Origin of the sequence: Pseudarthrobacter humi (assembly GCF_024294965.1) — a bacterium.
GTDB classification, from domain to species: Bacteria; Actinomycetota; Actinomycetes; order Actinomycetales; family Micrococcaceae; genus Arthrobacter; species Arthrobacter humi.
In genome coordinates this window covers 550,232-573,570 of record NZ_JANCLV010000001.1, presented here as the reverse complement: position 1 = coordinate 573,570, position 23,339 = coordinate 550,232, and the positions used below count along the sequence as shown (strand labels likewise).

Here is a 23,339-nt window from a genome sequence, read left to right as displayed (position 1 = left end):
TCCTCAATGGCGGGATCCGTCGTGTTCAGGGACCCCAAAGACAAGATTACCCAGCAACCAAAGTCCGACGTCCTTTACCCCGCAGCACCCAAACACTCCAGTGCACGCAGGCTAGGCACGAGTGCTTCCGGCCGATCACTCGGTAGCCGTCGGCCGGAAGCAGGTTTCGTCAGAGCGATATGGTCATCTGCGTCTGGGCAGATTTCAGGCATCCCTCGGCAACCCTTAGAGTCGCCAAACCCTCCTGCAGGGTAACGATGTTCATAGACTTACCAAGGATGGCGTCACGAAATGCTTCATGCTCCATCTTTAAGGGCTCGCGCTTGGCCAGTGCGAAGCGCGTGCTGGAGCCTTCGGAGACGCCCCGGAATGCTGCCATGGATTCCCACTCGGTCTCAAACGTACCGTTCTCGACAAAAGTAAGGTCAGCCGAAATAGTGTCGGCCACGAACGCCCCACGATCACCCAGTACAAGCGTCGTGCGCTCCTTGAAGGGGGACAGCCAGTTAACTGTGTGGTTGGTGATAATTCCGCCCTCGAGCAGTCCTATCGCCGACACCATATCCTCATGTTCACGTCCGCTGCGGTGCGTGGTCCGAGCGAAGACGTTGACGAAGTGGCTCTGCGCGAGCCAAGCCGTTAGGTCGATGTCGTGGGTCGCGAGATCTTTTACGACGCCTACATCCGCAATCCTGGCAGGGAACGGTCCTTGCCTGCGGGTCGAGATCTGGTAGACGTCGCCGAGCTCTCCCGCCTCTAGCCGTTCACGCAGGTTCTGGAGCGCAGGGTTGAAACGTTCGATGTGTCCAACGGCGCCAATCAGACCCTTGGCTTCAAATGCATCGGCGATGCGCGCCCCGGCTGCAGCGTCCTCGGCAATCGGCTTCTCAACCAATGTGTGCACGCCAGCTTCGGCAAACTTAAGCGCGATCTCTTCGTGCAGCGCGGTTGGGACGGCCGCTACCGCCATGTCGATGCCATGCTCGATAAGCTCATCAACGCTGGAACAGATCTTTAAGCCGTCAGCCACGCCGTGCGGGTCACCGAATGAGTCGGCGACAGCAACCAGATCGACACCTTCCAGTTCACGAAGAACGCGGGCATGGTGACGCCCCATCATTCCCAGGCCGATCAGGCCTGCGCGGAGGTTCGCCATTAGCTGCCTGCCTTTGCCAGCTTGTTGACTGCCTCGACAATACGTTCCAAGTCGTCCTGGCTCAGAGAGGGGTGAACCGGCAGGGAGAGAACCGAACTGGCCGCTTCTTCAGTGACCGGCAGGTCGTCACCTGTCTTGAACGGAGCCAGCCGGTGGTTCGGAATCGGGTAGTAAATTCCGGAGCCCACGCCGTATTCTTGCTTTAGCGCCCGGGCGAAGTCGTCCCGTCCTTCCGGAACACGGATGGTGTACTGGTGATATACGTGTTCGTATCCATCGGCAACGCTCGGGGTGATGACCCCTGCCAGGTTGGCATCGAAGAAAGCCGCGTTTTCCTGACGCGTACGAGTCCAAGCCCCAACCTTAGTGAGTTGAACACGTCCGATTGCGGCGTGGATATTGGTCATCCGGCAATTGAAGCCGACAAGTTCATTTTCGTATTGGCGCTCCATACCCTGGTTTCGCAGCAGCCGAAGCCGGCGCTCTACGTCTGTGAGACCGGTGCTCACCATTCCGCCTTCGCCCGACGTCATGTTCTTGGTCGGGTACAAGCTGAACATAGCAAAGTCACCGAAAGTACCGACCTTGCGACCGTTGACGGCCGCACCGTGCGCCTGCGCAGCGTCCTCAAAGACCTTCACACCATGACGCGTGGCTACCTCGACGATTGCGTCCACGTGAAATGGGTGACCATACAGGTGTACGGGCATGATACCGACGGTGTTGTCTGTAATGCACGACTCCACCGATGCCGGGTCCAAGGTGAATGAATCAATGTCAATATCGGCGAATATGGGGGTTGCCCCGGTCAGCGCCACAGAGTTGGCTGTTGCAGCGAAGGTGAAGGAGGGCACAATGACTTCATCACCAGGGCCGACACCGGCCGCGAGCAGACCCAGGTGCAAACCGGATGTGCCCGAGTTCACTGCGACAGCCGCACGTCCGTCCAGCAGAACCTGGGAAAATTCCTCTTCGAAACTTGCTACTTCTGATCCCTGCGCCAACTGTCCTGTCGCTAGGACGGCGTCAACTGCCCACCTCTCGTCGTCGCCAATAATCGGCTTCGCGGGGGGGATAAAATCGCGGCTCATACCTCTACCTCTCGGAGGGTTTCGTTGTTTTCAACATACTTATCGCCCGTTTCTGGGCAAACCCAGACATCGCCTTCGATAGTCAGAGGAAAGCCTGCCTTGCCGACCCAGCCGAGGCGTTTGGCCGGAACTCCGGCCATCAGTGCAAAATCGGAGACGTCTTTAGTGACAACAGCGCCTGCGGCTACAGTCGCCCATCGACCTATCTGAACAGGTGCGACACAAACAGCCCTGGCGCCGATGGACGCTCCATCTTTGATGGTGACGCCAACTGCAACCCAGTCGTGTGCGCTCTTGAGGCTGCCGTCGGGAGCAACAGCCCGAGGATACGTATCATTTGTGAGGACGACTGCCGGGCCGATAAAGACCCCGTGGCCGAGCACAGCAGGCTCATAGACGAGGGCATAGTTCTGCACCTTGCAGTTATCGCCCATCTTTACGCCAGTGCCGATATAGGCACCACGGCCGACGATGCAGTTGGCTCCTAGTTGGGCGTCTTCGCGGACCTGCGCCAGATGCCAGATTTTGGACCCGTCGCCTATCACCGCCTGATTTGAAACGTCAGCACTGGGTGCTACCACTATCACGGGCGATATTCCTTCTCTCTGCGACATGTCGGACAACGTAGCCTATCTTAGCTGACAGCGGGTGGGTGGCCTTGCGCCGGGGCCGGCATGCGTGCGGCGGCGAGTACCGCGCAGCTCGGCCATCTTGCACCTCAACTGTGCTGCACAGTATTGCTCGGACGACTCAGGTCGTGTTCGTCTGGGTCGTGGCGTATCCCGGCCTCCTTAGCAGGATCCGCCGTCGGCTGCCCTCGGACAGGCAGCCCTCGAGGCTTTCGTGCGAGACGGAAAACTTGCCATAGCGACACGGCGAACAATGCCACTACGAGTACGTTCCTGATCGTCAGGATCAAGGCCACTCCCGGGCTGAGGTTTACGTAAAGGTCCTCATAGAGCAGATACACAAGTGTCGTCAGAACGCATAGAACCAGCACGATGACCGCATGAACTCGCCAACCCTTCTGATCAAGAGCAAGACCTGCGGCGACAATGGCCGCAAACCAAAGCATGTACTGGGGCGACCCCACCTTGTTGAAGACAATCAGAGCTCCGACCAGGCACATAGAGCCGCATAGCAGGAGCTGGATGGCGTCTGCGCCCCGCCGCTGAGCCAGGATTAGTGTCGCAGCAATGACAACGCCACAGATGGCAAGCAGCGGGTTGGGCCACGGCACAACTGCCTCGGCCGTCGGCCCCCAAATTTCCAGCGTCTGAATACCGTAGTTAACGTAAACGTAGTCACCGCGATGCAATATGGCGTTCCAGAGTCCGGTCGTGATAAGCGGTGCCTCCAGCTGCATTCCACGGTTCCCCTGTGCTAGCCAGAAACTAAACAGGTGCTCCCCCCCACCCTTCACAAGCACCACAGCGGCAAAGGCCGCCGAAACAGCAAGCCCCGTAAAGAACACAGTTACGCGCTTCCTAGAGGCAATAAGGAGCGCCACAACGACTGCGGCCGGCCAAACTTTTATCCAGGTCGCCACGGCAAGGAGTGCGGCGGCGACCACGGGCTGGCGCGAGAGGTAGGCCAAGCCTATAACCACCAGCGGGCCCGCAATGCCTTCAATACGACTGAACACCAACGGCCCCATGATCAAACAGATAGATAGCCAGAAGTAGGCAGCCAACCACCCCCCGCGGCTCTTCGAATCCCGGGTGAGGACGAGTATGGTGGCCAAATTCAGGATCGAGGTCATGGCAAACCACAAAAAGAAATAGGCTTGTTTACCAAGTATGGCGGCGGCCATGATTGGTCCCAATGCTCCGATTGGGTAGACCCAATCGATGTCGAGACCCGGCCAGGTTCCGGTTTCCAGCCCGGAAAAGGCCCAGCGGCTATACAGCGTCACATCTTCATGAGGGACACCGCCAAGGAACTTCCGAATAAAGACCACAAAGAACACGGCATGTACAAAGCTGAATGTCAACAGCAGCGTCAACCTGTTCTGGAAAAGTCTCATCAACTGCAGCGCGGAGAGTTGCATTGGGGCCTTTGGTCGGGTTCCGGGACGATTCAACTCTACAACGATGCCTTTCCCGCGAAGCCCCGCCCCTATCCACATATGGCCATCACCCCCGCGACACGCTCCAGCCTGACGGCTAGCTTAGAGACAAGCTGACCGATAGGACTCACACCTCATGCCGCTGCACTGCACGCTCGTTCGGAGCCCGGGCGCAGCTCTCCAGGAACCACCCGTGGAGCTGACCATCGAGGGTCCGCACGGGGCTGCCGGTGCGGACCTGCAGGCCGCGCTGACGGCAAATTTCGGGACCGGGATTGTCTCTGTGGCCGGCCAGAACGTCGCTGAGCTCAGGCTCGGATGGCCTCCGCTTGTCAACGGAGCCACGCTCGTCGACGGGGCGGACCTCACGGCGCGCAGGTTCCGGCCGCGCACCCCCGAGCCCCCGGCGTCACTGGCATTGGCCGTCCACAGCGGTGCCGGCGCGGGGACGGTTGTGCCGCTGCGGCGCGGCACGTACACCATCGGCCGCAGCAATGCCGACATTCTCATCCCGGACGCCGACATTTCCCGCACTCACGCGCGCCTGGTTGTCACAGAAACTGCCATCACGATTGTTGATCTGGACAGCGCCAACGGCACCGATGTGGACGGCGAGCGCGTGCGGAACGCCGTGATTTCGACCGGCTCCAGCATCCGTTGCGGCAACTCCACCATGTCGTTGGTGTTCCTCGAGAGTTCCGGTTACGGACTGGCCGACGCCGGGATGGATGTCCACGAGCCGTTGGTTATCAGCCGGCGCGACGATCCCACAAACCGCGGGGCCCTGCTTCTGACGGCTGTGCTGCCGGTGGTCATTGGTGTGGGGCTTGCCGTCGTAACCGGGATGTGGATGTTCCTGGCTTTTACGGCCGTCTCGGCGATCTCCATCCTGGTGCCGGTGATCGGCGGGCGCCGGCAACGCCGCGCTCTCGCTGCGGCGGTCCGGGGCGCGGTCACCCAGGACCAGGAACGACGACGGCGGGCCGCGCCGCCGCTCTCGGACTTGACCATCGGGGATACAACAGGGAGGGACCGCGCCGGGCCGCGCACCAACGAGGGCATCTGGCTGCGGCTGGGCCAGGCCATCCAGCCGGCCAACGTCCGGTTCGAGCCCACGGATCCGGGCCGTGCTGTCCCTTCAGCCGGCATGCTGCCACTAACGTTGAGTCCGGCCAGACCCCTCACCACCATCCGCGGGCCACGCGCCGCCGTCGACGGGCTGGTGCGCTCACTCCTGATGCAGCTTGCCGGTTATCCGCAGGGCCGGAACACCCGGGTGGTCGTCCATGGCAAGGCGGAGCAGCTCCCCCTGGCCGCACGGTATCTGGACGGCGTCACCCTTTCCAGTAACTCAAGTACTCTCGGGACCCTGCTTAAGCGAAGCTTCGGGCCCGCCCAGGGACACGGCCTGCTCCTTCTTATGGACGGCACGGAGTCCGCGGCCAGGATCATCGCCACGGCCTTGGAACACGGGTGGCAGGTCATCCATGCCCCCGAATGCGGGTCGGCGCTGACGACTGCTGACGTGGAACTCGGTGAACGCTCGTCTGTGTTCAATGACGGTGATGACAGCATCCGATTCGCTCCTGACCTGGCACCCGTTGACGTCTTCGACAGGTTTTGCCGTCGACTGGCGCGGGAGGCAAACCAGCCCGTCGGTGCGGGACGGTCCATCCCCACGTCTTGCCGGCTCGCTGAGCTGCTCTCCCACTCCACTCCCGAAACATCCAGGCGATGGTCAGCAAACAACAGCTTGCCCGGGCTTGTCGTTCCCATTGGGCGCGGTCTCGAGGGTGTCCGGACAATCGATCTCCAAAACGACGGACCCCACCTGCTGGTCGCCGGGACCACTGGCTCAGGAAAATCCGAACTCCTGCGCAGCATCACGGTTGCTCTCGCCCTCAGCTACGCGCCGGACCGCATCAACTTCCTCTTTGTGGATTTCAAGGGCGGCTCCGGACTCGGACCCCTGACCGGGCTCCCGCACTGTGTGGGTATGCTCACCGACCTGAGCAGCCATGAGCTCGAACGCGCCCTGCAGTCCCTCCGCGCCGAGATCAGGTTCCGCGAAGAGCGCCTGGCGGCAGTTCAGGCACCGGACCTGACGTCATTCCGGACTTCGTCGGCGGGCCGCGCGTCGCCGCTCCCCCATCTTGTAATCGTCATAGATGAATTCCGGATGCTGGTGGAGGATGCCCCCGAATCGCTCCGGGAATTGATGAGGATCGCCGCCATCGGCCGTTCCCTGGGCATTCACCTGATCATGGCCACACAACGGCCCCAGGGCGCGCTGACGGCCGACATCCGCGCCAACGTCACCACCAGCATCGCGTTGCGCGTCCAGTCGGAGATGGAATCGGTGGACATCATCAATTCGAAAGCCGCGGCCGGGATCAGCGTCGATACTCCGGGCCGGGCCTACCTGGCCCGCGGAACGGAGGCTCCTGTGGAGTTCCAGGCCGGATCCCTGACAGCCGGAGCCACCCGACCCGAACCCGACGGAATCTCGGTATGGTTGGCCTCCGAGTACATCGGTGCCCCTGCAGTGCTGGGGGGTTCCGGACCCGCCGGCCACGAACCGACGCCCGCCGAGGCAACCACCCCGTTGACAGCTTCCATGTCCGCGTTGTGGGAGACCATGAACCGTCCGGCCATCCGGAAGCCGATTGCTGCACCGCTCCCCTGTCTCCTCCCCGAACCTGCAGGCACGACTACCCCCGGGAGTATCGAAGGCGACGCTGACGACGATGGCGCCAATGACAGGAGCAAGGCCGACGCCGGTGCCACCCTCTGGTCCGTAACGCTCGGCCTGATGGACCTGCCTGCCGAACAGCGAACCGCACCCTTGATCTGGGAACCTGCCGGCCACGGACACCTTGCCCTTGTTGGCGGACCGGAATCAGGAGTGCCTGAGGCCATCCGGCTGGCAGTCCTCGGTTTGGCATCCCATGCCCGGGAATCCCACTTGTATGTGCTGGACCCGGACAGTTCGTTCGTGGGGTTGGCTTCCCACTGCCGGGTGGGCGCCACGGCAGGACTGCACGAGCTTCGCCGTGCCGTACGCATCCTGGAGCGCCTGGCACGGGAGCAGTCACTCCGGCTGGGACGTCCCGCCGCTGACGACGACATACCGCTCGTGCTCGTGATCGCTGGCTGGGGATCCTGGCTCTCGGCCTTACGTGCCGGGCCGTTGGCGTGGGCCGAGGACGTTCTCCATGACCTTGTCCGGGATGGAAACCGGGCCGGCATCACGGTGATCATCTCGGGACAGCGGGAACTGGTCACTTCCAGGTTCTTCGCAGCCATTCCCAACCGGGTGTACTTCCCGACCGGATCCAGCGACGACAGCCGGATTGCCTGGCCGAAACTGCCTCCGACAGCGCCCGCGGTGGGAAGGGCCGTCGCTGTGGGCGCGCTGACGGGTGGAAGAACTGCAGTCTGCCAGTTCTACACGGCTGCCGGCGCTGAGGCCGTAGATCCGGGGGTAGCCCAGGCGCCGGAGACCTCCCTGCAGCGTCGACCATTCCGAGTGGCGCCCCTACCGGCCGTTGTTCCCGCGGCCCACATCCTGAACCGGGCGGCCCCTCAGATCCCGGCTGAACTGAAAGGCAGGATCCCACTGGGGCAGCGCGTCCTCCGCATCGGTGTGGGCGGCGACGAACTTGAACCGATATCCGTCCGGGCGCCTGCGGGTGGAGTGCTGGCCGTGTTGGGCGGCCCTTCGTCTGGCAAGTCGTCTTTCCTCCGGCTCCTGCCAAAGGTCAACCCTGAAGCAGGACCGTGGCTTATGCCGGCGCAGGACATCGAACCGGGTGCCTATTGGGCCGGGATCCTGCGCCAAGCCACCACGGGTGGTCTGGAACGGAACTCGGTGGCATTGGTCGACGATGCGGACCTGTTGCTGCAGGACGTCACCCGTGACCTTGCCGACCTCAACACGCTTGGAATCACGGTGGTGATGACCGTGGGATACAGTCCCATACTGGCCCAGCGGGTTCCACTGGCGCTCCAGGCACGTAACTTGGGCTGCGGCATCCTGATCGCGCCCCGGACCTTTATGGACGGAGACCTCTTAGGGGTCCGCTTCGAGGCGGAACCCAACCCGCCACCGGGACGGAGCGTTCTCATCCAGAACGGTCGCGCCACCGCCGTCCAACTGGGCTGGGTACCGCCGGATCAGTTGAAGGACGGATTGGCCGCCTAAGTGCCGGTAGTGCCTAGAACGCCGGAGGCGAATCGCCTGTCCGGGATGCGTAGCTGATGACGCGTTTGTCGAACAGGAGCACTATGGCTGCAAGCGCCGGCACCACCATGGCGATCCCCGCCCAAATGACGCCGCCGGTAAGGGTCGGGACGCCGATAGTAAGGACAAACAGCTGGGCGACCAGCGCCGCTGCCCTCGTCCACCGGCGCCCACGGAAGAGGAAGTGCCCCACCGAATAGAGCCAGGCCGAGGAAGCGAGCAAGAGAACCAGGGTAAATACGGCTCCCCAAAAAGACAGGACCGGTGCACCGGTTAGGAGTTCGTAGCCGTACCAGGCGGCGGCAACCAGTAGCGCGGTGGCCTCGGCGGCAACAACAAGAGCTATGGCCACAATGCCGCGAGGGCGCGTGGATGGCGACGGATCTGCTGGGTTCGTGGGGGGTCTTGACACACTGGCACCCTACCGGAGATAGTCGGACAGTGGCGGGGGTCGGCAATGCCCGTGTGATGTATCGCTCAGCTATCCGGGGATTTCGAGCTGTATTACCCCTTGTTTACACAGCGTTAACATGACAGGCTTGACTGAGATGACCAAGGGGGCCCGCAGGGCCCTTTTCCTTTGTAGCTACTAGTGAATTATTTCACAAAGAGCTTTTCCCAGAATTGGAGCAACTGATCAGCATGGATTGGCGTAACCGCGCGGCGTGCCTCGACAAGGACCCGGAACTGTTTTTCCCCGTAGGAAACACAGGGCCTGCCCTCCTCCAGATTGAGGAAGCCAAAAGCGTTTGCCGCCGCTGCCCCGTCGTTGACACGTGCCTCCAGTGGGCTCTTGAGTCCGGCCAGGACGCCGGCGTCTGGGGCGGCATGAGCGAAGACGAACGCCGTGCCCTTAAGCGCCGCGCCGCACGCGCCCGCCGCGCCTCCTAGGCTCGGTCCTTAAGGGCCCTGGCACCAACAGCCTCACACAACGATGGCCGCAACCCGGAAGGGTTGCGGCCATCGGCGGTTAAGTCAGACGGTCAACTTAAGTGCAAGGTCCCCTGGCTACCTGGCCGCCAGGCTCAGGCGGATCTGGACAGCCGTTCCGCCGCCGTCGCGCGGGTGCCACGCGATGGTGCCGCCCAGCTCACTGGTGACCAGCGTGCGGACAATCTGCAGCCCCAGACCCTCGACGTGCGGTGTATCCGGCAGTCCCACACCGTCGTCGGCAATGGTGACGGTCAGCAGTTCCTCTCCGTCTTCCTCTTCGGAGCGGTCCGCGATGAGCCACACGGTGCCGGTCCGTCCTTCGAGCCCGTGCTCGACGGCGTTGGTCACCAGTTCATTGATGACCAGTGCCAGCGGGGTGGCGAAGTCGCTGGGCAGTTCCCCAAACAGTCCGGACCGCTCGGTCTTGACCTGCTGCGATGGCGAGGCGACCTCTGCGGACAGCCTGAACTGGCGGCCGATCAGCTCGTCGAAGTCAACGCTCTGCGCCAATCCCTGCGAAAGAGTCTCGTGGACCAGCGCTATGGTGGCCACGCGCCGCATCGCCTGCTCCAGGCCCTGTTTGGCCTCGTCGCTGACCATCCGGCGGGACTGCATGCGCAGCAGGGCTGCAACGGTCTGCAGGTTGTTTTTCACCCTGTGGTGGATCTCGCGGATGGTCGCATCCTTGGTAACGAGTTCCATCTCCCGGCGCCGCAGTTCGGACACGTCCCGGCACAGCACCAGCGCACCAAAGCGCTGCTGCTCATCCCGCAGCGGGATGGCCCGCAGCGACAGGCTCACACCACGGGACTCAATCTCACTACGCCACGGCATCCGGCCCGTCACCACCAGCGGCAGCGTCTCGTCCACCAGCCGCCGGTCCTTCAGCAGGCCGGCGGTCACCTCCGCCAGCGAACGGCCTTCCAGCGACTCGCCGTCGCCCAGCCGCCGGAAAGCCGACACCCCGTTGGGGCTTGCGTACTGCACAATTCCCTCGGCATCGAGCCTGATCAGGCCGTCCCCCACACGAGGCGCGCCGCGGCGCGAACCGGTGGGCGAGGCAAAGTCAGGCCACAGCCCCAGCGTTCCCATCCGGAGCAGATCGTAGGCGCACTGCCGGTACGTCAACTCCAGGCGGGACGGCATCCGGGAACTGGACAGGTCCATGTGGGTGGTCACCACTGCCAGCGTCCGGCCGTTGCGCACCATCGGCACAGCCTCCACCCGCAACGCCATGTCCGTGCTCCAGTTGGTTTCACTGGACCGCTCGATGGCACGGCTGCTCCAGGCCTTGTCCACCAGCGGCTTCAGGTCCTGCCGGATGGGCTCGCCCACAAAGTCGCCGTGGAACACGGTGTGCGTGGTGGACGGCCTGACGTGCGCCAGCGCCACATAGCCGTGATCCGGGTGCGGGAACCATAACGCCAAGTCGGCAAACGCCAGGTCAGCGACCATCTGCCAGTCGCCCACCAGGAGGTGCAGCCACTCGGCATCGCCCGGCCCGAAATCAGCGTGTTCCCTGATGGGGTCCGTAAAGATTGCCACTGCACCTCCAGTTACGACGCCGGGATTCCTAGCGTCGGACGATTGACCTCAAGAGCCTCAATGCTACCGACAGTGAGGCCATGTCGTCGGCCTCGAGCGAGTTGACCTCGTCAAACATGCTCTTTGCCCTGCCCAGCTGCTCGGCATTCTGGCGTTCCCAGTCCTTCAGCCTGTCCTCCGCGGAGTCCCCGGACGCCGTCGACTCGAGTACCGCCGTCGTCATGTCCGAGACGGTGGAATAGAGGTCATCCCGGAGTGCGGCCCTGGCCAGTGCCTGCCACCTGTCCTGGCGCGGCAGGCTGCTGATCCGTTCCAGCAGCCTGTCAGCGTGGAAGCGGTTGAATACCGTGTAGTAAACGGCCGCAATCTCCTCCACCGGCTCCTTACGGGCATGCACGATCTTGGCGATGTCCAGCAGGACAAAGCTCTCGAAGAGCTCCGCCCACCGGAGGGCGAGCCCCTCCGGGAGTTCCCACGCACGCGCGGTCTCCAGCCAGTCCGCAACGCGGTCACGGTCATCACCGCGCAGGTAGTCCAGGAGCCGGGCCCGCATCGGGTCCAGGAGCGGCTTGAACTCGGCCACGGTGTCCGCGATGGGCCGGGACGTGCCGCCCTGCGCCAGCAGCCACCGGACAGCGCGGTCCAGCAGACGGCGGATGTCCAGGTGGACGGTGCTCCAGTGCTCTGTGGGGAACGACGCCGGCAGGCTGTTCAGCTCCCCCACCATGGTGTTCAGGTCGAAAATCTCGCGGAGCGCCACAAATGCCTTCGCCACAGCCACCTCCGTGGCCGAGGTTTCCTCCATGGTCCGGAAGGCGAACGTGATGCCGCCCAGGTTGATCATGTCGTTGGCCACCACCGTGGCAATAATCTCGCGCCGCAGCGGATGGGTGTCCAGCTCGGCGTCGAACCGTTCGCGCAGCTGCTGCGGGAAGTACGCCCGCAGCGTCCCCCGGAACCACGGATCGTCGGCGAGGTCGCTGTCACGCAGCGCCGAGGCCAGCTCGATCTTCGCGTAGGCCGCCAGCACCGAGAGCTCCGGCGACGTCAGCCCCTGGCCCTGGCTCAGTCGCTCCCGCAGGGTTTCGGTGCTGGGCAGCGCTTCGAGGTCGCGCTTCAGGTCAGCCGATTTTTCCAGCCAGTCCATGAGCCGCTCATAGCTGGGGCTCCACTCGGCCACGCGCATCCGGTCATTCAGGAGCAGGATGTTCTGGTCCACGTTGTCCTCGAGGACCAGCCGACCCACCTCGTCCGTCATGGAAGCGAGGAAGCCTGCCCGTTCCTCCGGGGTTAGCTTGTCCGCTGCCACCATCCGGTCCACAAAGATCTTGATGTTCACTTCATGGTCGGAGCAGTCGACGCCGGCCGAGTTGTCGATCGCGTCGGTGTTCAGGATGACCCCCTGCAGGGCGGCTTCGATGCGGCCGCGCTGCGTCATGCCCAGGTTTCCGCCTTCGCCCACCACCTTGACCCGCAGGTCCTTGCCGTCCACGCGAATGCTGTCGTTGGCCTTGTCACCCACGGAAGCGTTCGACTCAGTGCTGGCCTTGACGTACGTTCCGATCCCGCCGTTGTAGAGCAGGTCTGCGGGCGCAAGCAGGATAGCGCGGAGAAGCTCCGGCGGGCTGAGCTCGGTGGTCGCCTCGGGCAGGCCCAGGGCCGCCCGGACCTGCCTCGAGACCGGGATGGACTTGGCCTGGCGGGCGTACACGCCGCCGCCTTCGCTGATGAGGGACTTGTCGTAGTCGTCCCACGAGGACCGCGGCAGTTCGAACAGCCTCCGGCGTTCCACGAACGACGATTCCGTTTCCGGTGCGGGGTCAAGGAAGATGTGCCGGTGGTCGAACGCTGCCAGCAGCCGGATATGCCGGGACAGGAGCATGCCGTTGCCGAACACATCGCCGGACATATCACCCACGCCCACCACGGTGAACGGCTGGGTCTGGGTATCGACGTCGAGCTCGCTGAAGTGGCGCTTGACCGACTCCCACGCGCCACGGGCCGTGATGCCCATCGCCTTGTGGTCGTAACCCACCGAACCTCCGGAGGCGAACGCGTCACCGAGCCAGAACCCGTATTCTGCGGCCAGCCCGTTGGCTATGTCCGAGAACGTGGCCGTCCCCTTGTCCGCCGCCACCACAAGGTAGGAATCGTCGTCGTCGTGCCGGACAACGTCCGACGGCGGCACTACAGATTCGCCCTCGGCTCCCGTGACGAGGTTGTCAGTGAGGTCCAGCAGGCCCCGGATGAACGTCTTGTAGCTTTCAACACCCTCCGCCATCCAGGCGGCACGGTCCGCGGCAGGATCGGGCAGCCGCTTGGCGAAGAAGCCGCCCTTGGCCCCGGTGGGAACGATGACCGCGTTCTTGACGGTCTGCGCCTTCACCAGGCCGAGGATTTCCGTCCGGAAATCCTCGCGCCGGTCAGACCAGCGCAGGCCGCCGCGGGCCACCTTGCCGAAGCGGAGGTGGACCCCCTCGACCCGCGGGGAATAGACCCAGATTTCGAACATCGGGCGCGGGAACGGCAGCCCCTCAATCCGGGAAGGATCGAGCTTGAAGCTCAGGTGAGTTTTGTACTGGTAGTAGTTGGTGCGGAGGGTCGCCTCGATCAGGTTCGCCAAGGTCCGGAGCACACGGTCGGCGTCGAGCGTTGCCACCTCTTCAATGGCGGCCGACAGCTCGCCGCGGACCTTCTCCTGCGCCTCAAGGCGCTCGGTCCGGCTCAGGGCGGGATCGAACCGGGCCGCAAAAAGAGCCATCAGGGCCTTGGTGACATCGGGATTGGCGAGCAGCGTGTCCGCCATGAAGCCCACCGAGTTGGTGTTCCCCATCTGCCGCATGTACCGGGCATAGGCCCGCAGGACCGTGATCTGGCGCCACTGCATCCCCTCACGCAGCACCAGCCGGTCAAAACTGTCCGACTCTACGGCGCCGGATACGGCGGCACCGAACGAGTCAGCCAGCAGCTGTCCCGTGGCCAACGGATCAATGCCGGCAGGGTATTTCAGCCCGAGGTCATAGAGGAAGAAGTCCCGCTGGTCAGCCGTCTCGATCTCAAAGGGCCGCTCATCCAGCACCTCGAGTCCCAGATTGTGAAAGAACGGCAGGATCTGGCTCAGGCTCTTGGGCTCCAGCATGTACAGCTTGACGCGGGCATCCTCCTCCAGGACTTCACCGGCGCCCTTCGGCAAGTACACATGGACGCCCGGCCGTTCCTGCCTGGCACCGGCCGTACGCTCGGCTTCAGCCCCGTACTTTTCGAACCGGGCGATGTCCTCCAGTGCGTCTTCGACCTCGTAATCAACCCGGTAGCCGGCCGGAAAAGCCTCCGACCAGATCGCGGCAAGCTCCTTCGCCTGCTCATCGGCGCCGCGTTCCCGCAGGACTTCAGCGATGCCCTCACTCCACGAGCGGGCCGCCCGGACCAGCCGCGCTTCAAGCTCATCGGCGTTGAAATGGCTGAGCTCGCTGCCCTTGGGCAGGCGGATCCGGAAGAACAGGCGGGCGAGGGCCGATTCGGTCATCCGCGCTTCGTAGTCGATTGACTCAGCCTTGAACGTGGTCCGTAATTCTTCCTCGATGCGGAGCCGGACATTGGTGGTGTACCGGTCACGCGGAAGGTAGACCACCGCGGACATAAAACGGCCGTAGATGTCCGGCCGAAGGAACAGCCGGGTCCGGCGCCGCTCCTGCAATCTCTGGATGCCGGTTGCGGTGGCCGCCAGGTCCTCGGTCTCGATCTGGAACAGCTCGTCGCGGGGGTACGTCTCCAGGATCCCCAAAAGGTCCTTGCCGGAGTGTGAGTCAGGCGGGAAGCCGGCATTGCCCAGCACCGCGTCCACTTTTTCGCGCACGACGGGGATGTTCCGGACGGATCCGGCGTAGGCACTGGTTGCGAACAGGCCGATAAAGCGGCGCTCGCCGTTGACGTTGCCGGCCGCGTCGAAGCTCTTCACGCCAATATAGTCAAGGTACGCGGGGCGGTGGACGGTGGACCGTGAGTTTGCTTTTGTGATCACCAGCGCCCGCTTTTCGCGGGCCTTTTTTCGGCCGGCGTCGGTGAGATGCTGCATATGCGGCGCGCCCGGCTTCGCCCGGAGCAGTCCGAGACCGCTGTCTTCACGCAGTTCCAGTACATCTTCACCGTCGACTGTGACGAGGTCGTACTCACGGTATCCAAGGAAGGTGAAGTTGCCGTCGTCGAGCCAGCGGAGAAGATCCTGCGCCTGCCGCAGTTCGGCAATCTGCGACGGGTGGGACACCTGGTCCAGGCTCGCGGCAATCTGCTGGGCCTTGTTGCGCATCTTGGGCCAGTCTTCGACGGCGGCGCGCACGTCTCCCAGGATGCGGTCCAGACCGTCCAGCAACGACGCCTTTGCCTCGTCGGAGACGCGGTTGATTTCCACCGCGATCCACGACTCCATGTGGGAGGCGTTTTCGCCCTGCGCGATGAGGTGCGACAGCATAGGCATCGCGGCCGTGTCACCGCTGGAGAGACCGATGTGGGACGGGACGCGGTCAACTTTGACCAGCTGTCCCGTTTCCCGGTTCCGGGTCACAACGAACAGTGGATGAAGCACAAGCCCGATGGCGGCGTTCTGGCGCACAAGCTCCGCGTTAACCGAGTCAACAAGGAAAGGCATATCGTCCGTCACGATATAGACGACGCTGCTGTCCTCTTCGTTGACGATGGAAACCTTCGCCTGGCCCGGCTGCCGGTTCGCGGCGACACCGCGGTGGGTTTCCGCCCGCCTGGCCAGCGCCTCGGGGGAATAAGTCCGGGCATCCTCTTCGGCAAGATGCTGGTAATAATCGGCCAGAAATCCCTCCCGGTCACCAATAGCCAAAGCTTGATCCTCCACGCTGGATCCAGACGACATCGACAAACGCCTCCATCACAAGTTTGATGCTGCACCGTTGCAGCTCCTACGGCGAGCCTAGCCCTTTCGGCGAAGCCTCGGTGTGGAAGAAAATACAGAGGATCGGGAAGATCGCTGGACAGGTGCACAAACCAATTCGGCGATCGCCTTCCTCAGCTTGGAATCCGGCGCCGTTTCAAGCAGCAGGGAGCCGCCCAACAGCGCCGCGTCGGCCGCTGGGCTGTCCGCCGGCAGGAAGACCGAAATCTGCGACGACGGACCATACCGTTCCCACGCATCCTTCAGCTGCCGTTCCGGTGACCTCCCCACCGCCGCCGCCCGGACCTTGTTCATCACCACAACCGGCGACACCTGCGGAACTGCCAACTCGAGCTCCGCGAGTCCGCGGACCAGCCGGGGAACCCCCACCGGATCGGCGGCCCCCACGGCATAGACGGTGTCCGCCAGTTCCAGGCTCCGCAGGGTCGCTGCATTCCGGCGCGGAGCCATCGTGTCAAAGCTGAGTTCTTCGTCCGCCTCCAGACAGAAGCCGGTGTCCACAACCACGACGTCGGCAACCTCCTTGGCGCGTTCCAGCACCAGCGACAGTGCTGCTGCCCGTAGTTCGGTCCATCTGTCCGCCCGGGTGATCCCGGTCAGGACTCGGAAGGTCCCAAGCCTGGTGGTGACCGGTGTGGCCACCTTCAGCAGCGCAGCGGCTTCGAGCAGTCCCTGGTCCGCAAGCCGGCAGGCCTGCGCGATCCCCGCAGATTCATCCAGCAGGCCAAGGACTGCGGCAATGCTGGCCCCGTAACTGTCTGCGTCGACGAGGAGCACGGACTTCCCATCCGCAGCCAGTTCCCCCGCGATGTTGGCTGCGACGAAGGTCCGGCCGGGCGAACCGGCGGGACCCCACACGGCAATGATCTTGCCTTCCCCGGAGGCCGGCGGCCCGTCCGCCTGGTCCGCGGGACGCTGACGCAACGCAGCGCTGGTGTCCCCGAGCCCGCTCCCGAACGTTACATCCCTGGCGGAGCCTGTCAGCTGGGCAACGGCCTCGGCAATCCTGCCGGCCAGGGCGGCGGACTCTACGCCGGTCAGTGCGGAGGCCACACCGATCCCGCGCAGCCTGGCGGCCTCGTCGGCGTCATCCGTGAGGGCGATGATCGCCACGCCCACGGCACCGAGCCGATCAACGAGCGAAGCAGTCAGGCCCTCGCAGCCGTCGGCCACAACCGCGGCCCGTGCCAGCCCGCTTTGGCAGGCAGCCAGCAGCTCCGTCAGTTCAGTACAGCGACGGACCACAGTGACGGGACCGTGGAGCCGCTCCAACCCGCCCACTACGTCCTCGCGGGCCTGGCCCACGGTGACCACGGGGATACTCATGAGGCCCCTCCCGGGTTCCACACCACTGAAATCTTGGCCTGGTTAGCCTGCGCGCCGAGGATGGCCGGCATCTGGCCGTCGGCAACCAGCACCATCAGCACCGTATTGCGGGAGGACCCCAAGGCCGTGGAGCCGACGGTCACCTGTGCAATTTCCGCACCGGGCAGCAGGAGCTTCGGCTCACTGAAGCCGTTGCGGGCATCCGGCAAGGCAACCCAGACGTCCACCCGGGTCCCGGCAACCGCCTGCGGCGGCAGTGCTTCCTCAATGGTCACGGCCACGGGCTTGCGGTCCAACGAATCCACGGTGGCCAGACTTTCCTTGGGCACCAATTGGTTCTTGCCGATTCTTTGGACTGCGACCAACCCGTCGGGGAGCCCTGCTTCCACGGTGACGTAATGCGGTTCGGTCTCACCCAGGCGGACCTTGGCCCGGACCACATTGTCCGCCGTCAGCTTCTCACCCACCGCTATGGAGTCCCTGGCAGCGTAAACCTCGGTGGTCTGATCAGCGCTGCCAACCAGCGAGGTCACTCCCACCACCGATGCAAGGACCAGCAGCACGCCAACCAGCAGCCGGGGATCCTTCCACGACGGCGGTTTCAGCCTGGCACCTGCAGCAACAGCATCGTGGCTCATGCTCTTCTCCCCCTAGCTCTGGTCCAGGCGGCTGGCTGCGTCCGGACACCTCATTGTTACGGCACGGGCCCCGGAACAAAAGTCAAAAGACCAAACAACATCAAACTGTGGATAACAGCACCAGATGGCGCCTTCAATGGCAAAATGGAGCTATGCCCAGATTCCTGACTCTCGCCGATGTTGCTGAACAGCTGCAAATCAACTCGCCGGCGGCCTATGCCTTGGTCCGCAGCGGAGAACTGAAGGCCATCCAGGTGGGTGGCCGCGGGCAGTGGCGCGTCGAGGAAAAGATGCTGGAGCAGTACATCGAAGAGCGCTACGCCGAGGCCAGCCGCATGATCCAGGAGGCCAAAGCCAAGCAAGGCTGATTCTGGCTTTGCAAGGCAGCCCTAGCAGCCTCTTCTCCGCTGGGTTTTTGTCCAGATAATCGCCTCTTGCCGGCAGCAAAGTCCCATTAGGTGGACAAAAACTCCGGCCCCGCGGCTACAGTTCCGCTGTACTCCGTGACCGCAGGGCACCCAGCGCCGCAAACGGAATAGTGGCTACCTGCCGAACCTGTGATGCCCGCCGGGACTCCCCGGGGCTGACCAGCGCCAGGTCCAAAAAGTCAATGCCCACGCGGTCGATGACTCCGGCCAGCCCGGTATCCCTTTCCGGCGCGTGGCGCAGAGTGACTGCAAGTTCGGCCCGGTCCCGCGCCAGGCCCCGCAGCGCATGCGCCAATCCGATCCGGCGCCGCACCTGCGAAGTCTCGGCCACGGAACCGCGGCCAAGGCCCGCATAGCGTGCCACCGCGCCGTACGGGACCAGGATCTGGTGACGCAACTCGTTCAGGACCAGCGCGTCGGCGCCGGCATGGCTCAGGGTTCCTTCGAAGGCGCGCCCACACGCCAGGTACACGGCCACGTGGCTGTTCAGGGAACCCCGCAAGCGGTCAGCCAGAGCGACGGAGGCTGTTTCCGCTCTTGCCCGCTCAGAGATCTCGGCATCGACGGCCAGTCGCTCGCCCTCGGCGAACTGTGCCTCCATATCACTGAACAGAGCATCCCAACGCATGGGGCCAAGCGTAGGGCGCGGGTTTGTTCGCGGTCAATTCACCAACGACTTCACTCCAGTCTCTGGACAAATCCAGCACAACTGCGTCAAACTGAACCTAGATTTATCAAACTGCATCAAACAGCATCAAACATGAGATAGGAACATCATGACGGCAGCTACAGCACGCGGGCTCCGCGCAGACGCCGTCATGGCGGCGTCCATCCTCCTGTTGGGATTCTTCCTCTGCGTTGCCGGCGGGGGCATGGTGGGTCGATGGCAACTGTCCACAGCACGCCGGCAAGGCCCGGACCTCGATGACCTACTCGGCGCCGTGGCTGTCGCCGCAGGGCTGGCCATCGTGGCGTGGTGGACCTTCTCGATGGTTTTGGCGTCAGCGGCTGCCGTCCTGGACAGGTGCGGCAGGCGGCGGTCCGCCGACAGGGCCGGCAAGTGCTGCCCGGCATTTATGCGCCGGCTCGCTGTGGCCGCACTGTCGGTGCAACTGCTGTCGGCACCACTGGCTCACGCAGCAGTCCCACCGGCCGGACCCGCCTGGGTACCTACGCAGGTAGTGGCGGTCCAGGACGTACCGGTCCACGGCGCAGCCGTCCAGGCCCAGTGGTCGCCCACAAGCGGCCACCGGCAGCTCCCGGAACCGGAGGGCAAAGACACCGCAGACCTGGTGGGACAGACCACCGAAACTCCTGCGGCGGCGGTCCGGCCAGACTGGCGTCCCAGCCCGCCGGTCCCGGACCCCGGCCTGCTGGCGGCCCTGCCCGTCCGGGCGGAACAGGACGCACCGGCGCCATTGAGTGAGGTCACGGTACTGGCGGGCGACACACTCTGGGACATCGCCTCCCGCCACTTGGGCCCGGCGGCTTCGGATGTGGATGTCGCCTTGCACTGGCCCCGCTGGTACGAGGCCAACAAATCGCGGATTGGCGAAAGCCCGCATGTCCTGCTGCCCGGACAGATTTTGAAAGCACCTTCCACGGCCTAACCGACGTTCCGATATTCATCAGCTCACGACTCAGGGGAATCACATGTACGCAGTTACGCCAATCCGCTCCGCCACGGTCAACCCGGCTGGCGCGGCAGCAGTCCGCCAGGTTCCTCCACGCACCACTACCGCGCCGGTCGTGCCGCTGCGTGCGGCAGACGAAGCCTCCGAAATCCTGGCGATCACACGCAGTACTGTGCAGGCGGCCATGGAAGTCCTCGCCGGCATCCGGCCGGTCCACCAGCTCGCCCGCCGTCTGGATCCGCGCTGCCTCGCCGTGCTGCAGCACCGTGCGGCCTTGATCCGCCGCGAACAGTCGCGCTCTTCCTCGCCGTCCCTGGCCCGGCTGCACAAGAACTCCATCGTGCGTTCAGTCCGCGCCTGCGAGGTCGCCCCGGGCATCCATGAGGCAAGCGCCGTGGTGGTTGATGACATCCGGGCACGGGCTGTAGCGGTCCGGCTTGAGCGCAGCAAGCAGGTCTGGCGCGTGACCGAGTTTATGGTCGGCTGAACCGCTTGCCCACGAATGCGGAAGTGCCCGGAGCTCAGGCTCCGGGCACTTCCAGTGTCGAACTGTTTCAGCGACGGTCTATTGCAGTGCCGACCTATGGCTGATCAGTCTCGATCCCTGCAGTCAGCGGCGCTTTTTCCTGGCCTGACGCTTGGGGGCGTCCTGCGCTGCAGCCTTTGCGGGATTTCCGGACCGTGAAGAGACACGACCCTCCACCCGGGTCTGGGATGCGCCGTCTTCGCCGGGAGCCGTGTACTGCAGCTGGGCCGGCTTCTCCGGCGCTTCCAGGCCGGCAGCGTGGATCTGCGGCTCAACGTGCTCGGTGTGGCCACCCGCGGCGTCGGGCACCACCACATCCTGGGCTGGGGTCACCTCAACTTCAAGGTTGAACAGGAAACCGACGCTTTCCTCGCGGATGGCCTCCATCATGCTCTGGAACATAACGAAGCCCTCGCGCTGGTATTCCACCAGCGGGTCACGCTGCGCCATGGCGCGCAGGCCGATGCCTTCCTTGAGGTAGTCCATCTCGTACAGGTGTTCCTGCCACTTACGCCCGATGACCGAGAGCACCACGCGGCGTTCCAGCTCGCGCATGCTCTCTGCGCCGATGGTCTCTTCCCTGGTCTGGTAGACCACACGGGCGTCGGAGAGCAGTTCCTCCTTGAGGAATTCAACAGTGAGCTTGGACTTGCCGCCGGCTTCCTCGATGATCTCTTCCGCTGTGACACTGACGGGGTAGAGCGTCTTGAGGTTGGTCCACAGCTGGGTGTAATCCCAGTCGTCGCCATTGCCTTCGGCCGTGGCGGAGTCGATCAGGGCGGTGATGGTGTCCTCCACGAAGAACTGGACCTTCTCGTGGAGGTCGTCACCTTCGAGGATCCGGCGGCGGTCACCGTAGATGGCTTCGCGCTGGCGGTTCAGGACGTCGTCGTACTTGAGGACGTTCTTGCGCTGCTCGGCGTTGCGGCCTTCAACCTGACCTTGGGCAGACGCGATGGCCCGGGAAACCAGCTTCGATTCCAGCGGCACATCATCCGGGACCGAACTGTTCATCAGCCGTTCGGCCGCGCCGGAGTTGAAGAGCCGCATCAGGTCATCGGTCAAGGAGAGGTAGAAGCGTGATTCGCCGGGGTCGCCCTGGCGGCCGGAGCGGCCACGGAGCTGGTTGTCGATGCGGCGGGACTCGTGCCGCTCAGTTCCCAGGACATACAGCCCGCCGAGGTTCAGTACTTCCTCGTGTTCGTCCTTTACGGACTGCTTGGCCGCCTCCAGGGCAGCCGGCCACGCGGCCTCGTACTCTTCGGAATTCTCTTCCGGGTCCAGCCCCCGCTTGGCCAGATCGGCCACCGCAGTGAATTCGGCGTTGCCACCCAGCATGATGTCAGTGCCGCGGCCTGCCATGTTGGTGGCCACCGTAACAGCACCCTTGCGTCCGGCCTGCGCAACGATGGCCGCTTCACGGGCGTGGTTTTTGGCGTTCAGGACCTCGTGCCTGATGCCTTCCTTGGCGAGCAGCCCGGAAAGGTATTCGCTCTTTTCGACACTCGTTGTGCCCACAAGGATCGGCTGGCCCAGTTGGTGACGCTCGGCAATGTCCTTCACGACGGCGTCGAACTTCACCTTTTCATTCTTGAACACGAGGTCCGACTGGTCGATCCGCTGCATGTCCCGGTTGGTGGGGATGGCCACCACACCAAGCTTGTACGTGCCCATGAACTCGGCGGCCTCAGTCTCGGCCGTGCCGGTCATGCCTGCCAGCTTGGAGTACATCCGGAAGTAGTTCTGCAGCGTGACCGTGGCCAGGGTCTGGTTTTCGGCCTTGATCTCCACGGCTTCCTTGGCCTCGATGGCCTGGTGCATGCCCTCGTTATAGCGGCGGCCAGCCAGGATTCGGCCAGTGTGTTCGTCAACGATGAGCACTTCGCCGTCGAGGATGACGTAGTCCTTGTCCCGCTTGAAGAGTTCCTTGGCTTTGATGGCGTTGTTCAGGAACCCGATGAGCGGAGTGTTCGCGGATTCGTAGAGGTTCTGGATCCCCAGGTAGTCCTCCACTTTTTCGATGCCGCTCTCCAGGACACCGACCGTGCGCTTCTTCTCGTCAGCCTCGTAGTCCTCGCCGGCCTTCAGCCGCTGCACCACCTTGGCAAATTCGCTGTACCACCGGTTGGTGTCGCCCTGGGCAGGGCCGGAAATGATGAGCGGCGTGCGGGCTTCGTCGATGAGGATGGAGTCGACCTCATCAACAATGGCGAAGTTGTGGCCACGCTGGACCAGTTCTGACTGGTCCCACGCCATATTGTCGCGCAGGTAGTCAAAGCCGAATTCGTTGTTGGTGCCGTAGGTGATGTCCGCGGCGTACTGCTGCCGGCGCACCGCGGGATCCTGGTTGGACAGGATGCAACCGCTGGTCAGGCCCAGGAAACGGTAGACCCGGCCCATAAGGTCTGACTGGTATTCGGCAAGGTAGTCGTTCACCGTGATGACGTGGACGCCATTGCCGGTGAGGGCATTAAGGAAGGCGGGCGCGGTGGCAACAAGGGTTTTGCCTTCGCCGGTCTTCATTTCGGCGATATTGCCGAGGTGGAGGGCGGCGCCACCCATAAGCTGGACGTCGAAGTGACGCATGCCCAGGGTGCGGGATGAGGCTTCACGCACGGCGGCGAATGCCTCCGGGAGGAGATCGTCCAGGTGCTCACCGTCCCGGTGTCGGGCGCGGAGGTGGTCAGTTTCCTCGCGGAGCTCAGCATCCGTGAAGGTTTTGAACGAGTCTTCGAGGGCATTGATGGAGTCGGCATAGTTCCGCAGTTGCCGCAGGGTTTTTTTGTCACCCGTGCGGAGAAGTTTTTCGATAAGTGATGCCACGTGAAGA

16 protein-coding genes are annotated in these 23,339 nt (G+C 63.7%); 5 read left to right on the top strand and 11 right to left on the bottom strand.

What is annotated here, in order from left to right; all coding sequences use genetic code 11:
- Positions 1–169: 169 nt before the first annotated feature.
- From NFC73_RS02760 to NFC73_RS02745, 4 genes are all read right to left on the bottom strand, one after another.
- Positions 170–1,156 carry a Gfo/Idh/MocA family protein gene (locus tag NFC73_RS02760; protein ID WP_254747429.1) on the bottom strand — a complete coding sequence of 329 codons (987 nt, stop codon included), beginning with the start codon at positions 1,154–1,156 and terminating at the stop codon, positions 170–172.
- A complete protein-coding gene (locus NFC73_RS02755; protein ID WP_254747427.1) occupies positions 1,156–2,247 on the bottom strand; it encodes a DegT/DnrJ/EryC1/StrS family aminotransferase in 1,092 nt (363 codons plus the stop codon). The genes NFC73_RS02760 and NFC73_RS02755 overlap by 1 nt, the downstream gene beginning before the upstream one ends.
- Positions 2,244–2,861, bottom strand: a complete 618-nt coding sequence (locus NFC73_RS02750) for an acyltransferase (RefSeq protein ID WP_254747425.1) — start codon at positions 2,859–2,861, stop codon at positions 2,244–2,246. Before NFC73_RS02750 ends, NFC73_RS02755 begins: the two co-directional genes overlap by 4 nt.
- 104 nt (positions 2,862–2,965) lie before the next feature.
- Positions 2,966–4,297 carry a glycosyltransferase 87 family protein gene (locus NFC73_RS02745; protein WP_254747423.1) on the bottom strand — a complete coding sequence of 444 codons (1,332 nt, stop codon included), beginning with the start codon at positions 4,295–4,297 and terminating at the stop codon, positions 2,966–2,968.
- Between the two features lie 211 nt (positions 4,298–4,508).
- Between NFC73_RS02745 and NFC73_RS02740 the strand changes: the two genes are divergently transcribed.
- Positions 4,509–8,519, top strand: coding sequence for a type VII secretion EssC family protein (locus NFC73_RS02740; protein ID WP_254747421.1), 4,011 nt, complete (start codon positions 4,509–4,511; stop codon positions 8,517–8,519).
- Positions 8,520–8,532: 13 nt separating this feature from the next.
- On the opposite strand, the gene NFC73_RS02735 is transcribed toward NFC73_RS02740, so the two are convergent.
- Positions 8,533–8,970 carry a hypothetical protein gene (locus NFC73_RS02735; RefSeq protein ID WP_254747419.1) on the bottom strand — a complete coding sequence of 146 codons (438 nt, stop codon included), beginning with the start codon at positions 8,968–8,970 and terminating at the stop codon, positions 8,533–8,535.
- A 230-nt stretch (positions 8,971–9,200) separates the two neighbouring features.
- Here NFC73_RS02735 and NFC73_RS02730 point away from each other — a divergent pair, with 230 nt between their 5' ends.
- On the top strand, positions 9,201–9,449 hold the full coding sequence (locus NFC73_RS02730) for a WhiB family transcriptional regulator (protein ID WP_003804966.1): 249 nt from the start codon (positions 9,201–9,203) through the stop codon (positions 9,447–9,449).
- A 117-nt stretch (positions 9,450–9,566) separates the two neighbouring features.
- Here NFC73_RS02730 and NFC73_RS02725 read toward each other — a convergent pair whose 3' ends face one another.
- From NFC73_RS02725 to NFC73_RS02710, 4 genes are read right to left on the bottom strand one after another with little or no spacing between them, the layout of a single operon-like run.
- Positions 9,567–11,036 (bottom strand): sensor histidine kinase, encoded by a 1,470-nt coding sequence (locus NFC73_RS02725; RefSeq protein WP_254747417.1) that lies wholly within the window; start codon positions 11,034–11,036, stop codon positions 9,567–9,569.
- Between the two features lie 28 nt (positions 11,037–11,064).
- On the bottom strand, positions 11,065–15,918 hold the full coding sequence (locus tag NFC73_RS02720; RefSeq protein ID WP_254747415.1) for an NAD-glutamate dehydrogenase: 4,854 nt from the start codon (positions 15,916–15,918) through the stop codon (positions 11,065–11,067).
- A gap of 57 nt (positions 15,919–15,975) precedes the next feature.
- Entirely contained in the window at positions 15,976–17,283 is a 1,308-nt protein-coding gene (locus NFC73_RS02715) for a CpaE/TadZ family protein (protein ID WP_254747413.1), read from the bottom strand.
- Entirely contained in the window at positions 17,280–17,921 is a 642-nt protein-coding gene (locus NFC73_RS02710; protein WP_254747411.1) for an SAF domain-containing protein, read from the bottom strand. Before NFC73_RS02710 ends, NFC73_RS02715 begins: the two co-directional genes overlap by 4 nt.
- Before the next feature lie 152 nt (positions 17,922–18,073).
- On the opposite strand from NFC73_RS02710, the gene NFC73_RS02705 reads away from it, so the two are divergent.
- Positions 18,074–18,289, top strand: coding sequence for a helix-turn-helix domain-containing protein (locus NFC73_RS02705; protein WP_104062208.1), 216 nt, complete (start codon positions 18,074–18,076; stop codon positions 18,287–18,289).
- A gap of 115 nt (positions 18,290–18,404) precedes the next feature.
- Here the strand turns inward: NFC73_RS02705 and NFC73_RS02700 are convergent, their stop codons facing one another.
- On the bottom strand, positions 18,405–18,977 hold the full coding sequence (locus NFC73_RS02700; RefSeq protein ID WP_254747409.1) for a hypothetical protein: 573 nt from the start codon (positions 18,975–18,977) through the stop codon (positions 18,405–18,407).
- A 148-nt stretch (positions 18,978–19,125) separates the two neighbouring features.
- On the opposite strand from NFC73_RS02700, the gene NFC73_RS02695 reads away from it, so the two are divergent.
- Both NFC73_RS02695 and NFC73_RS02690 read left to right on the top strand, forming a co-directional pair.
- Positions 19,126–19,959, top strand: a complete 834-nt coding sequence (locus NFC73_RS02695) for a LysM peptidoglycan-binding domain-containing protein (protein WP_254747407.1) — start codon at positions 19,126–19,128, stop codon at positions 19,957–19,959.
- 43 nt (positions 19,960–20,002) lie between these two features.
- Positions 20,003–20,470 (top strand): Rv3235 family protein, encoded by a 468-nt coding sequence (locus NFC73_RS02690; RefSeq protein WP_254747405.1) that lies wholly within the window; start codon positions 20,003–20,005, stop codon positions 20,468–20,470.
- Between the two features lie 123 nt (positions 20,471–20,593).
- On the opposite strand, the gene secA is transcribed toward NFC73_RS02690, so the two are convergent.
- Positions 20,594–23,332 carry a preprotein translocase subunit SecA gene (gene secA / locus NFC73_RS02685; RefSeq protein ID WP_254747403.1) on the bottom strand — a complete coding sequence of 913 codons (2,739 nt, stop codon included), beginning with the start codon at positions 23,330–23,332 and terminating at the stop codon, positions 20,594–20,596.
- Positions 23,333–23,339: the final 7 nt, after the last annotated feature.